The organism is Vreelandella titanicae BH1 (assembly GCF_000336575.1).
Classification (GTDB): domain Bacteria; phylum Pseudomonadota; class Gammaproteobacteria; order Pseudomonadales; family Halomonadaceae; genus Vreelandella; species Vreelandella titanicae.
In genome coordinates, this window is record NZ_AOPO01000001.1 from 925,604 (window position 1) to 938,160 (window position 12,557).

10 protein-coding genes are annotated in these 12,557 nt (G+C 54.6%); 4 read left to right on the forward strand and 6 right to left on the reverse strand.

Features of this window, described 5'->3' with window-relative positions:
* Positions 1-133: 133 nt before the first annotated feature.
* A complete protein-coding gene (locus HALTITAN_RS04090; protein WP_009286327.1) occupies positions 134-1,084 on the reverse strand; it encodes a GNAT family N-acetyltransferase in 951 nt (316 codons plus the stop codon).
* A gap of 169 nt (positions 1,085-1,253) precedes the next feature.
* On the opposite strand from HALTITAN_RS04090, the gene HALTITAN_RS04095 reads away from it, so the two are divergent.
* The 3 genes from HALTITAN_RS04095 to HALTITAN_RS04105 all read left to right on the forward strand — a co-directional run bounded on the left by HALTITAN_RS04095 (position 1,254) and on the right by HALTITAN_RS04105 (position 4,047).
* Positions 1,254-1,934, forward strand: coding sequence for a response regulator transcription factor (locus HALTITAN_RS04095; protein WP_009286328.1), 681 nt, complete (start codon positions 1,254-1,256; stop codon positions 1,932-1,934).
* Positions 1,931-3,316 carry an ATP-binding protein gene (locus HALTITAN_RS04100; RefSeq protein ID WP_009286329.1) on the forward strand — a complete coding sequence of 462 codons (1,386 nt, stop codon included), beginning with the start codon at positions 1,931-1,933 and terminating at the stop codon, positions 3,314-3,316. The genes HALTITAN_RS04095 and HALTITAN_RS04100 overlap by 4 nt, the downstream gene beginning before the upstream one ends.
* A 131-nt stretch (positions 3,317-3,447) precedes the next feature.
* Positions 3,448-4,047 (forward strand): CBS domain-containing protein, encoded by a 600-nt coding sequence (locus tag HALTITAN_RS04105; RefSeq protein ID WP_027958514.1) that lies wholly within the window; start codon positions 3,448-3,450, stop codon positions 4,045-4,047.
* Positions 4,048-4,136: 89 nt separating this feature from the next.
* Here the strand turns inward: HALTITAN_RS04105 and nhaD are convergent, their stop codons facing one another.
* The 5 genes from nhaD to HALTITAN_RS04130 all read right to left on the reverse strand — a co-directional run bounded on the left by nhaD (position 4,137) and on the right by HALTITAN_RS04130 (position 11,130).
* Positions 4,137-5,603: a sodium:proton antiporter NhaD gene (gene nhaD / locus HALTITAN_RS04110; RefSeq protein WP_022521061.1), complete on the reverse strand. Its 1,467-nt coding sequence runs from the start codon at positions 5,601-5,603 to the stop codon at positions 4,137-4,139.
* A 157-nt stretch (positions 5,604-5,760) separates the two neighbouring features.
* Positions 5,761-7,587 carry a glutamine--fructose-6-phosphate transaminase (isomerizing) gene (gene glmS, locus HALTITAN_RS04115; protein ID WP_039857837.1) on the reverse strand — a complete coding sequence of 609 codons (1,827 nt, stop codon included), beginning with the start codon at positions 7,585-7,587 and terminating at the stop codon, positions 5,761-5,763.
* A 188-nt stretch (positions 7,588-7,775) separates the two neighbouring features.
* Positions 7,776-9,146, reverse strand: coding sequence for a bifunctional UDP-N-acetylglucosamine diphosphorylase/glucosamine-1-phosphate N-acetyltransferase GlmU (gene glmU / locus HALTITAN_RS04120; RefSeq protein ID WP_022521059.1), 1,371 nt, complete (start codon positions 9,144-9,146; stop codon positions 7,776-7,778).
* A 1-nt stretch (position 9,147) separates the two neighbouring features.
* Positions 9,148-10,317: an FAD:protein FMN transferase gene (locus tag HALTITAN_RS04125; protein WP_009286334.1), complete on the reverse strand. Its 1,170-nt coding sequence runs from the start codon at positions 10,315-10,317 to the stop codon at positions 9,148-9,150.
* A gap of 12 nt (positions 10,318-10,329) precedes the next feature.
* Entirely contained in the window at positions 10,330-11,130 is an 801-nt protein-coding gene (locus HALTITAN_RS04130; protein WP_039857840.1) for an undecaprenyl-diphosphate phosphatase, read from the reverse strand.
* 217 nt (positions 11,131-11,347) lie between these two features.
* Here HALTITAN_RS04130 and HALTITAN_RS04135 point away from each other — a divergent pair, with 217 nt between their 5' ends.
* Positions 11,348-12,541, forward strand: coding sequence for a cation diffusion facilitator family transporter (locus HALTITAN_RS04135; protein ID WP_039857842.1), 1,194 nt, complete (start codon positions 11,348-11,350; stop codon positions 12,539-12,541).
* Positions 12,542-12,557: the final 16 nt, after the last annotated feature.

The window sequence follows — 12,557 nt, forward strand, 5'->3', positions numbered from 1 at the left end:
CGTGGCAGCGCCAATATCGACGGTGCGCAGCTGAGACGCCAAGACGTGCATATAGGACTAGTATAACGGCAACGCAAAGCGCAAGAAAATGCTACTAAGCGCGCCTATTCAACCGTTGACTACTATTGGCAGCTTAATTTGGCAAACTCCTCCTCTCACCACTGCCTTTCCAGGCGAATAAACGTTGCTGCGCATAGCGTATGAAACCCGCCTGCTGGTAAAGCCGTTTAGCCGGTAAATTTATGTCATCTACCGCCAGCGTGACCTCCTGCACGCCAGCCTGCTGGGCAAGCGCGAGGCCTTTATTTAACAACGAGCGCCCCAAGCCTTTGCCACGCCAATTCGGTGTTAGTCCCATTAACATTAGCTCCCAACGGCCTAGCGCAGGGCGCGGCGCAAGCAGTAGCACACCCACCACAGCCTCGTGATAGCCCACTGCGTACCAGTGCTGTGGCGCTTGGGGATCCTGCTGATAAAACCCATTCAATAACTCTTCCACTGAGAGTACGTCGCGCAGGGGTCGGCTATCCAGCGAACCCTGACCCACTGCGGCCAGCAGATTCAGCTGTTCCGCCCAAGAAAACTCGCAAAGAGGCTGCAGTGAAAGCGGCAGCGCTTCATTCATCGCTAAGCGGTAGCGGCTACTGCCGGTTAAATGATCCAAGCAAGCCAAACGCTGCATGCCATGCTCACGTAGCAGCGCTTCTGATACGGGCGCCTGGGATGACAGCTCCAAGTGGCACAAGCGAATATTGTGGGCTTCTACCCATGCATTGGCCGCACGCAATAGCTCGCTAGTATGCACACCCTGTTCGCTGGGCAACGGCTTGGGTAACCATAGCTGCGCCATATTCATGGGCAGAGGTTGTACCCAGATGGCGCTCACTAACTGGCCTGCCTCAATAGTTATCCATAGCCCATCCCACTGGACATCTGGTTGATTGTACATTGCCTTTACGGCAGCGCTCAGTGCCGCTTGCTGTTCAGGGTCATGAGCAGCAGCCAGCTGCAGCAGTGCCTCGCGACGCCGTGCTGGCGGGCAAAGTACTACCTCTGGGCTATTTGAGGGGTCACTAGACGTCATGGCTGATCAATCAAATGCCGAGCTCCGAAGAAGTAATAAAGCGTGCTACGTTATTAGCCTACAATTTATAACCTCATCCTGACGGCCTAAGCCTTTGCACGCCACCCTTATCCGTGCTTATTTCAAAGGTTAATGGCAGCGAATGATTTAAAGGAGTAACCATCCCGCCATGCGTATATTGTTGGTAGAAGACGATCCGAGCTTAGCCTCGGGCATTCGCTTGGCATTAAAGCCCGAGAATTTCACGGTGGATCACCTGAGTGATGGCGTTAGCGCCTTGGCCGCGTTAAAGGAAGGTGAACCTTTTGATGCGGTCATTCTCGATCTGGGGCTACCGCGTATGGATGGTATGCAGGTACTGGAAGCCGTGCGGCGGCAGGGCAATCGCGTGCCCATTTTGGTATTAACCGCTCGCGATGCCGTCGATGAACGTATCGCCGGGTTGGATGCAGGTGCCGATGATTATTTAACCAAGCCGTTTGAGGTCGCTGAATTAAAAGCCCGCCTGAGAGCCTTGTTGAGACGTAGCAGTGACCAGGTAAACAGCGCCCTGGAGTGCCGAGGTATTCGCCTTGATCCGTTAACCATGCAGGTTAGCTACCAGGGGAAACCCGTGGTGTTATCACGACGGGAATTAACCCTGCTGCAAGAGTTTATGAGTCACCCTGGGCGAGTGTTCACCCGCGATACCCTAACGCGCTTGGTCTATGGCTGGGATGAAGATGTAGAAAGCAATGCCATTGAAGTACATGTGCACCACCTTCGGAGAAAATTCTTTCCTCACCTGATTCGCACACTACGCGGCATTGGTTACGTAATGGATAAAACGGACCAGGATCAGCACTCATGACCTCTATCCGCCAACGCACTCTGGGGCTAGCGCTGCTGGTGTTTGGCATTAGCATGCTGGTGATTGGCTTTATCAGCTATCGCTACGCTGCCCATGAAATTGAAGCACTGTACGATGCCAGTCTTGAGCAAAATGCGCGCTTATTAGAAGGTTTGTTGCAAGCACCGCTGCCAGATGAGGCCCGGGGAGTACTGCTCAACAGCCTAGAAAGCGCTCTAGGCAAAACGGCGAGATCTGATCGACGCTTTGCAGGTTACCGGGCGGATAGCCAGCTGGGCTTTCAGCTATGGGAACGGAACCGCCTCCTGTTGCGCTCAGCTAATGCCCCTGAGTCGCCGTTGGCCGATCTCCCTTTGGGTTTCACTAGTCAGTCTATTGATGAGATCCAATGGCGCATTTATGTACTCGACATCCCCAACTCCATACAGCGGATTGTGGTTAGCGAGCGCGAAGACGTTCGCGGGGAGCTGATCAGGGCGGTAGCATTGCGCACGTTACTGCCCGACCTGATTGGCCTGCCGCTACTCACCGCCCTGCTGTGGTGGTCGATTGGCTGGGGCTTGGTACCACTGTTGCGCATGGCCGAGCAAATTCGCAATCGTGATCCGCATAATTTACAGCCCCTCACCCTCAGCCCACTGCCCCAGGAACTAGATACTATCGCCGGTGCGCTCAACCGGCTGTTAGAGCGAATCCGCATAATGCGCGTGCGTGAAAAGCGCTTTATTGCCGATGCCGCGCATGAATTACGTACCCCGTTAGCAGTGCTTGATCTACACGCCCAGAATGCCCTGACTGCCGACAATCTTGAAGATCGTCAGGAGGCGCTCAGTCACCTTCGCGGCGGCGTTGCACGGGCCACGCGCTTGGTTACCCAACTCTTAACGCTGGCTCGCCTGGAGCCTGAAGAGGAGTCGCAGCCTGAATACCGCACTAGCCAGTTGCTTAGTGAAGTGCGTGAGACCCTGGCCAAGCTTTCGCCGCTGGCCGCTGAGCGCGAACAGCAGCTACTGTTAAATGCAGATGAGCAGGCAGATTGGTCGATATTAGAAGAGCCCGGTGCCATTGAAACCCTGGTACAGAATCTGGTCGGTAATGCTATCCAACACTCGCCTAACCATAGTGTCATCAGCATCACCCTAGCGACGACGCCACAAAGCTTTCAATTAACGGTGGATGACCAAGGCCCGGGGATACCAATCAATGAACGCAAAAAAGTGGTTGAGCGCTTTCAACGCTCGGGCCCCAGTGCTGGTTCAGGATTAGGACTTTCCATCGTTGAGCGGCTGGTCACACGCCATAGCGGCACCCTTCAGCTTGATGATGCCCCCAGTGGGGGATTGCGTGTGCGTATTGTTTTACAGCGCCTAAAAGAGGAGTAGCACCCTCTTTTCTTGCTAAACTGAGTTTTATGAGTCTCTTAAGGTTGCGATAAGAATTGCGTGCAACTGTGGAGGTGCAAGGCGAGCCAGACACCCACGGCTCCCTCTTTTCTCCACATGGAGGTACCCTGATGAACCAAGTGACTTTTTCACCTAAACCCTTAATTCAACTAGGCTCAGCACCACTGCTAGCCAAGCCAACGGCGCGGCGGCTACTGCCTACTAGCCCAGCGATGACGGTACTGACCGACTTTTCCCAAGTCATGCCTCAATCCGTTGATGCCGACACGCCTATCGACGAGGCGCATCTCAAGATGCGTTATAGCGGTGTAAGACTGCTGTTCGTGATGGATCACCAAGCGCACTGCATCGGCATTATTAACTCAAAAGAAGTGATTGGTACGCGGCGTATCAACATCGCCATGCAGCAGCGTAACCTCAGCCGCGAAGAAGTGACCGCTGAAATGATCATGACCCCGTGGCACAAGCTTAGCGCCATGACCATCGCCCAGCTGGCATCGCTGACCATTGAGGATCTGGTGCTGTCGATGGAAGCCGTGACCGATCAACACCTGTTAATCACAGAGCAAAACGATAACCACGAACTTAGAATTCGCGGCATTATCTCAGCCAGTGATATACAGAGCGCGGTAGGTAAAGAAATCAACCCGGTGCCTATGGCGAAAAGCTTCGCTGATATTTGCCAAGTCATAACTGGCCACGATCTATAACGACTGATCGTTAACCCATTTAATTTACATCTAGAAACGCCCCTCACTGGTTACTCAGTGAGGGGCGTTTTCAGTTTGCTATACAGCGTTTAAAACAACGCGCCGTTAATCCAAAGATGCGTCGCAATGCTGGCGGCATAGCCCAGCAATATTGCCGGTACCCAGCGAAGGTGTACGGCAAAGGTATAAATACCTCGCGCCTGCCCCATAAGGGCAACCCCCGCGGCTGAGCCCATAGAGAGCAAACTACCCCCCACGCCTGCGGTTAAGGTAATCAACAGCCAGTTACCCTCCGTCATATCCGGGGCCATGGAAAGTACTGCGAACATCACCGGGATGTTGTCCACGACTGCCGAGATAAGCCCCAGCACCACGTTCGCCCACACCGGGTTCCAACTGCCGTAGAGCGTTTCGGAAAGCAGGCTGAGGTAGCCCATAAAGCCAAGGCCACCCACACACATTACAACCCCGTAGAAGAACAGCAGTGTATCCCACTCGGAACGAGCGATACGGCTGAAAATATCGAAGGGAACCACGCTACCCAGCTGCTCCAGCTTCTTCCAATCGCCCCGGCGGGAGTAGCGCTCACGCTTGCGTTCAAGCGAACGCGGCAGGCTGCGGCGTAGGTAGTAACCAAAGAACTGCAGCAGGCCTAAACCAAACATCATGCCCATGGCAGGCGGTAAGTAGAGGATAGAATGGCACAGTACCGAGATGGCCACGGTAATCAAAAACAGTACGATAATTCGCCGTGCGCCGCGCTTGAGCCAGACATTCTCTTTAAGCGAAGCAGGCTGACGATTGACGATAAAGAAATTCATGATAACCGCAGGCACCATGAAATTAACCACCGCCGGAAGCAGCAGCGCGAAGAAGCCTTCAAATGGTACTTGGCCCGCCTGCCACACCATCAGCGTGGTGATATCGCCAAATGGGCTAAAAGCACCACCCGCGTTAGAAGCTACCACCACATTGACACAGCAAAGGCCGATAAACTTATTATCACCCTCGGCCACTTTGAGTACCACGGCGCACATCAGCATGGCGGTGGTCATATTGTTGGCAATCGCCGAAATACCGAATGCCATGACACCGGTAATCCAGAACAAGGAGCGATAGCTGAAGCCTTTACGCACTAGCCAAGAACGTAGCGCATCAAATACCCGACGCTCTTCCATGGCGTTGATATAGGTCATTGCCACCAGCAAAAACAGCAGTAGCTCAGCGTATTCAAGCAGTGTTTCACGGAAGGCGGTTTCCGCCTCTTCCGGCATCCCCGCTTGTACATAGACCCAGGCCACTAGCGCCCAGATAAGCCCTGCCGCAACCAGCACCGGCTTAGACTTACGCATATGCAGTAGCTCTTCACTCATCACCAACGCATAGGCGAGCACGAAGATCACGACAGAAGAGATACCGGCAAGCGAAAGAGTAAGATCAAGGGGCCCAGCGGCGGCATAAGAGAGGGAAGGAAAGACAAAAAGCGTGCAGGCGAGCAACAACCAAGCGACCCGGCTAGCATAATGCCGGGTTACGTGGACGTTTGGTGGTTTCATGGCGATGTTATCCAATCAGAAGGGAAAAAGACCGCCACGATCATAAGCACCCTAATGACATGCTGCAACGCAACGGTTGCGCATAAGATGCGACTTATTGCCGCATCTCGTAAAGCGTTTTTATTAGTTCAACTACTCACAAGGTTTGGCGTCGTCGTCACTCCACCGTCACGCTCTTGGCCAGATTACGGGGCTGGTCAACATCTGTACCCTTGAGCACGGCCACGTGGTAACTCAATAGCTGTAGCGGCAGGGTATACAGCAGCGGCGCCAGCGCTTCGTGCACGTGTGGCAGGGTCAGCACACGAATATCTTCCTGAACGTCGATACCCACGCTTTCATCGGCGAACACAAACAGTTTGCCGCCGCGGGCACGGACTTCCTGAAGGTTGGATTTTAGCTTTTCAAGCAGATCATCGTTGGGGGCGACCGATATTACTGGCATTTCGCTATCCACTAGCGCCAGCGGGCCATGCTTTAACTCCCCTGCGGGATACGCCTCGGCATGAATATAGGAAATCTCTTTGAGCTTTAACGCCCCTTCAAGGGCAATCGGATAGTGAGCTCCGCGCCCCAAGAAGAGCGCATGATGTTTCTCTGCAAACGCTTGGGAAAGTATTTCGATCTGGCTATCCAACGCCAACACCCGCTGACACACCTCCGGCAACGTGCGCAGCGCAGCGATAATATCCAGATACTCAACCTGATTTTTGGCTTTACTGACCGAAAGCGTCAGCAGCATTAACGCCACTAACTGGGTAGTAAAGGCTTTGGTAGAGGCCACGCCAATTTCAGGGCCCGCGCGGGTCATCAGAGACATATCCGACTCCCGCACCAGCGAACTACCGGGCACGTTACAAATCGCCAGCGAGCCCACATAATTGAGGGTTTTAGCAAAGCGTAACGCGGCCAGGGTATCGGCGGTTTCGCCGGACTGGGAGAGGGTGACAAACAGCGTGCCTTCGGGCACGACCGGGTGGCGGTAGCGATATTCAGAGGCCACCTCGACCTGCACCGGCACCCCCGCATAGCGCTCCAGCCAATAACGTGCCACCAGCCCCGCATGGTAGCTGGTGCCGCAGGCAATGATATGCATGTGGCGAGTGCGCTGGAAAAGCGCCAGCGCATCGGGGCCAAAGCTCTCTATTAACACGCTTTGAGCACTCAGCCGCCCCTCTAATGCCGCCTCAATCACCGTTGGCTGCTCGAAAATCTCTTTGAGCATATAGTGGCGATAATCGCCCTTACTGGCCGCGCCATCGCCGTGCTCAAAGGTATGGATAGGGCGCTCGACGTCGTTACCGTGGCGATCCACAATGCGAATGGCACCCTGCTCGCGCAGCTCGACCAAATCGCCCTCTTCAAGGTAAATAAAACGATCTGTGACCGGCAGCAGCGCCAGCGGGTCAGAGGCTAAAAAGGCCTCATTAATCCCCACACCGACCACCAGCGGACTACCTTGGCGCGCGCCAACCACCACGCCAGGTTCTTGAGCACACATTACGCCCAGTGCGTAGGCGCCGCCTAAGCCGTTAACGATCTGCTGGGTAGCATCAAACAGGCTGAGCCCATCAGCCAGCTTTTCGGAGAGTAAGTGAGCAATTACTTCGGTGTCGGTTTCTGAGCTAAACGCATAGCCACTGCGCTGGAGGCTCTCTTTTATAGCCTCGTAGTTCTCAATGATACCGTTATGCACAACGGCAACCTGATCGCTACTGTGGTGCGGGTGCGCATTGGCCTCAGAGGGTTTACCGTGGGTTGCCCAGCGGGTATGCGCGATACCCGAAAAACCCGGTAGCGCGGCCTTATCCAATTGAGCGGTAAGCGCCGCCACTTTTCCAAGCGCACGATGGCGGGTTAATACGCCGTCGTTGAACACCGTCATACCGGCTGAATCGTAGCCGCGATATTCCAGGCGTTTTAGTCCTTCTAATAGAATTTCTTGGACGTTGCGCTGGGCAACGGCGGCTACAATGCCACACATAATCACTCTCCTAGTTTATTAACCAGAGCTCTTCACAAACGCTACTCGACCAACCCGCTGAACGGTAGAACGACGACCATTGATTATAAATACGTCTTTTTAATGATTCTTAGCACCATTTAAAAACGATTTTAAGCGCTGTTTTAAGGACTGACTCAAGAGCCCTCTTTAATTGCTTCCTTCCCGCCCTATGGCTTTGTCACTTTACTGGGACGCAGCCAATCAATTTTTTCTAGCTGACGGCCTCGCGTAACGGCCAACGCATAGTCGGTGACATCTTTAGCAATCGTAGACCCAGCTCCTATGGTAGCGCCTTTGCCTACTGAAACAGGTGCGACCAAGGCGGTGTTCGAGCCGATGAAGGCGTTATCACCAATGTCGGTGTGGTGCTTGTTAGCGCCGTCGTAGTTACAGGTGATCGTGCCTGCCCCCACGTTCACGTCACGCCCCAATCGGGCATCACCGACGTAGCTTAAGTGATTAATCTTACTGCCCTCACCAACATCGGCGTTTTTGGTTTCAACGAAATTGCCCACCTTGGCTTTTACTGCTAGCCGCGTGCCGGGGCGAAGTCGCGCAAAGGGGCCAACCTGGTTCAGGCCAGCTGCCACGGTGCCGTCTATCACGCTGTGGGGCTCTATCACGCTCTCTGCACCAATGGTGCTGTTTTTGATCACGCAGTAGGGGCCAATGCGCACACCCTCGCCTAGTTCCACCTCGCCTTCAAATACACAACCCACGTCGATAAACACATCGTGACCGCAGGTCAAACGTCCGCGCACATCGAGCCGTTCGGGGTCGGCAAGTGCCACTCCTTGTGCCATTAACTTATCGGCCAACTGGCGTTGATAAACGCGCTCTAAGCGAGCCATTTGCGCTCGATTATTAACCCCTTCCACTTCAACGGCGGAGGCCGGTTGGGCAGTGCATACCTTGATGCCTTCCGCTGCGGCCATGGCAATTACATCGGTCAGATAGTACTCACCCTGGGCATTTTCTGCGGAGAGCTGCGGTAACCAGCGTTTAAGCTGGGCACTCGTCATGGCCATAATACCGGTATTGCATTCGGTAATCGCAAGCTCGGCACTGCTGGCATCTTTTTGCTCAACAATCGCCACTGCTTCGCCTGCGTCGTCACGCACAATTCGCCCATAGCCCGAGGGGTCAGCTAGCGTTACCGTCAACAGCCCCATGTGCTGCTCATCCACATGGGCCAACAGCTCGCTCAGGGATTCCCGCTGCAGCAGCGGTACATCGCCGTAAAGGATTAACACCTTACCGCTCCCTAACTGCTCGAGCGCTTGCGCCACCGCGTGTCCGGTGCCCTTCTGCTCGGCCTGAACGGCAAACTTTACAGGCTTTTCTGCCAGCACTTCGCGCAGTTGGTCAGCGCCATGACCAATAACGACATGGGTGCGATCCGGCTGCAACCCTGAAGCGGTATCCAGCACGTGCTGCACCATTGGCTTGCCGGCCAAGGGATGCAACACTTTAGGAATTTGTGAACGCATCCGCGTGCCTTTACCCGCGGCGAGAATGACAATATCCAGTTCTTGCATACTATTCACCTATTACTGATGGGTCAGCGGGCGCCGGGCTGTCTGTGGCAGGGCTGTTGGTCGCTGGGGTTCGTCGTTGTTCAATGCCCAACTCATTAACCAGCGTTTCCCCAAAATAATTAACAAATTCCGGGCTAGCAATGCTGCGCCACTGCTCGCCATCACGCACGAGCAAAAGCACTTTAAGGTTATTCTCAATGGCCAGTTGCATCGCCTCCTGTTCGCCAACCACCAGTAGCGCCGTCGCCCAGGCATCTGCCCAGGCATTGGAGGGATGGAAAACAGACACCGAGGCAAGCTGGTGGGTCACCGGCCGCCCCGTGCGCGGATCAATGGTGTGGGAAAAGCGCTGGCCATCCACTTCAAAATAGTTGCGGTAATCACCCGAGGTGGCCACCGACATACTCTCTAACGGGATAATATGCTGAGCACGCTGCCGGCCATTTTCAGGCACCTCAATGCCAATCTGCCAGGGCGTTTGTTCTTCCTCATCACGCAGGCCGCGGGCGATCAGTTCTCCGCCAATATTGACTAAGTAGTGCTCCAGCCCCTGCTGCTCCAGGTAAGCAGCTACGCGGTCAGTTCCATGCCCTTTTGCCACGCCGGAAAGGTCGACAAACACATCGCGGGTACGCCGCGCCTGCATATTTTGGGTGTCGATTTCTAGCGCATCAATGCCTACCTGGGCAAGCTCCTCGGACAGGGCATCGTCGGAAGGGACGGTTTCAGGCCGTGCACCGGGGCCAAAGCTCCATAAATTGACCAGGTCGCCTACAGTAATATCAAAAGCGCCGTGGCTGGCTTCCGCGACGGATTGGCTAATCGCAAGCACGTCAATAAGCTCATTGGAGAGCGGCTGCCACTCATCTAAAGGCGCTTCGTTGAAGGCGATCAGCTCCGAGTCATCCCGGTAGGTCGACATCGCCTGATCAACGCTCTCCAGCTCTGCTTTAAAGCCCTCTTCCAATTCAAGAGACTCGCCCTGAGTAAGCGGATCCATAATGGTCACCTGGTAGAAGGTGCCGAAAATATTGCCATCAAAGCGTACCGGTGGTTCCAGCGGTCGATCACTCTCTGAGCAGCCTGCCACGCCTAACCCCAAGCCCAGCAGTGAGACCGTTACGATCAGTGCACGTCCCCACCTTGCTGTGCGTTCAACAGCCTTTTTCATCGTTGCTTTATCCTAAAAATAAAAGAACCACAGCAGCCAGGCGCCGAACAGCACGCGATAAATCACAAAGGGCTGCATTCCCAATTTTTTTATAACCACCAGAAAGTAGTGAATACACAAATACGCGCTTACTCCCGATAACAGGGTGCCCGCCAACATCGCGATCCAATCAATCGACTGTGGATCGCTAAACAGCCCTACTGCTTCTAGGCCACCTGCCAGCACAATCACCGGGATTGACAGTAAGAAAGAGAAGCGCGAGGCGCCTTCTCGGTTCATGCCCACCATCAGCGCCGCGGTAATGGTAATCCCCGAGCGCGAGGTTCCTGGGATGAGTGCTAGCGCCTGGGCACCACCAATAATAAGCACATCCTTCAAACGCAGTTGGTACTCGCTGCGCGTACCCTCTTTACGCCAATCGGCATACCCCAACAATAGCCCGAAACCAATTAAACTGAAGCCGATAATCAGCGTAGAGCGCATAAAATGAGAAATAACATCGTGCATTAGTAACCCAATAAGCCCCACCGGGATGGTCGCTAACGTCACCCATAAAGCCAGTCGTGCGTCTTCGTTCACTCCTTTGCCGCTGAGCGCAGCCAAGCTGCTAATGACCATCTGCCAAATTTCCTGCCGGAAATAGATAATCACCGCGGAGAGGCTGCCTAAATGTAGGGCAACATCAAAGGCTAGGCCTTGATCTTGCCACTCTGTCAGCACAGGCACCAAGATTAGGTGGGCAGAGCTTGAAACGGGTAAAAATTCTGACACTCCCTGAACAACCGCTAACACCACCACCTGGAGCCAATCCATAAAAAAATCCTGTGCATAGAAACAATTTAATGGTTGCAATGGCGCTTAAGGATACACATCCACCTATTCGTTGTCCGCCATTGCCTTTGCTGAGACTAGCCACCACTGACACACAAAGGTATCGTTTCACAGCCTGAAAGCAGTGGAGGCTATAGAGGATATAAGGAGTGCGCTACAATAGGCGTCTATTGAATGCGTGCGTCCTTGCAAGGTACCCATGACTCAGACCATCGATACGCCAGTGGTTCACGACCAAGCGCGACTTAGCCAAGAGGCCAAGCGCGTTACCTACATCGGAGCATGGCTGGATGCCCTGTTGAGCATCGTCAAAGTCGCGATCGGTTTTATGGTCGGCTCAGCGGCGTTGATTGCCGACGGCATTCACTCCCTATCAGACTTAGTCACCGACGGCTTTGTCCTGGCGGCCATTCACTATGGGCGTCAGGAGCCCGATAAAGACCACCACTACGGCCACGGCCGTATCGAAACCCTGACGACCCTGCTGCTGGGAAGCGTACTGATTTTCGTGGCTGGCGCGATTGCCTGGTCGAGCCTGGATCGCCTGTTTAGCGGCGCCGACGTTAACGCCCCTGGCGCGCTGGCAATCGTGATTACTGTCATCGCGCTGTTTAGCAAAGAGTGGATTTTTCGCTACACCATGCGGGTTGCCAAGCGGGTAAAGTCAAAGTTACTCGAAGCCAACGCCTGGCACTCGCGCAGTGATGCATTATCCACTGCCGTGGTGTTAGTAGCCTTGGTGGGCGCCCAGTTTGGTTTGGGTTGGCTGGATGCCGTGGCCGCCATCATTGTGGGTTTATTAGTCGGCAAGGTAGGTTTGGACTTGCTGTGGGAGTCGGCGCGGGAATTGGTGGATACCGCGCTACCAGAGGACGTACAGGATCAGATGCACGATGTTGCCTGCAGCGTTCCGGGTGTGGATAGTGTTCACGATCTGCGTACCAGGCAATCCGCCGGCTGGGTAATGGTCGACCTACACGTGGTGGTCGGGCCGAAAATTACCGTGTCGGAAGCCCACGAAATAGGTAATGAAGTCAGCCGTCGCCTACGCCATGAGTTTCCCGCACTCACCGACGTGATATTCCACGTTGACCCCGAAGACGACGCCGGGGCGGGTGATCCTAGCCGCCTTCCCGGCCTTCCGCTCCGCCCTGAAGTAGAGGCAGCCCTGGATGCACGCTGGTACAAACACCCTGTGTGGCGCACCCTGAACGAGCTCCAGTTGCACTACTTGGAAGATAAGGTGTCGGTATCATTGATCATTGATGACGCAGTGCATCAGCCGCCCCAGTGCCTCGCTAGCCAACTAAAAGCGCTGGCTAGCGATATTGAGTGGCTCGGCCACGTCGAGGTGCTGTTTATCACCCGCGCCGCCAGTAGCTCGATGCGCTAGAGCCTCTACCCGCTGG

What these genes read in the sequence shown, in the direction of transcription:
- HALTITAN_RS04095 (WP_009286328.1), top strand. Translation starts at nt 1,254, where the DNA reads ATGCGTATATTGTTGGTAGAAGACGATCCGAGCTTAGCCTCGGGCATT.
- HALTITAN_RS04125 (WP_009286334.1), bottom strand. Translation starts at nt 10,317, where the DNA reads ATGAAAAAGGCTGTTGAACGCACAGCAAGGTGGGGACGTGCACTGATC.
- HALTITAN_RS04130 (WP_039857840.1), bottom strand. Translation starts at nt 11,130, where the DNA reads ATGGATTGGCTCCAGGTGGTGGTGTTAGCGGTTGTTCAGGGAGTGTCA.
- glmS (WP_039857837.1), bottom strand. Translation starts at nt 7,587, where the DNA reads ATGTGTGGCATTGTAGCCGCCGTTGCCCAGCGCAACGTCCAAGAAATT.
- HALTITAN_RS04135 (WP_039857842.1), top strand. Translation starts at nt 11,348, where the DNA reads ATGACTCAGACCATCGATACGCCAGTGGTTCACGACCAAGCGCGACTT.
- nhaD (WP_022521061.1), bottom strand. Translation starts at nt 5,603, where the DNA reads ATGAAACCACCAAACGTCCACGTAACCCGGCATTATGCTAGCCGGGTC.
- HALTITAN_RS04105 (WP_027958514.1), top strand. Translation starts at nt 3,448, where the DNA reads ATGAACCAAGTGACTTTTTCACCTAAACCCTTAATTCAACTAGGCTCA.
- HALTITAN_RS04100 (WP_009286329.1), top strand. Translation starts at nt 1,931, where the DNA reads ATGACCTCTATCCGCCAACGCACTCTGGGGCTAGCGCTGCTGGTGTTT.
- HALTITAN_RS04090 (WP_009286327.1), bottom strand. Translation starts at nt 1,084, where the DNA reads ATGACGTCTAGTGACCCCTCAAATAGCCCAGAGGTAGTACTTTGCCCG.
- glmU (WP_022521059.1), bottom strand. Translation starts at nt 9,146, where the DNA reads ATGCAAGAACTGGATATTGTCATTCTCGCCGCGGGTAAAGGCACGCGG.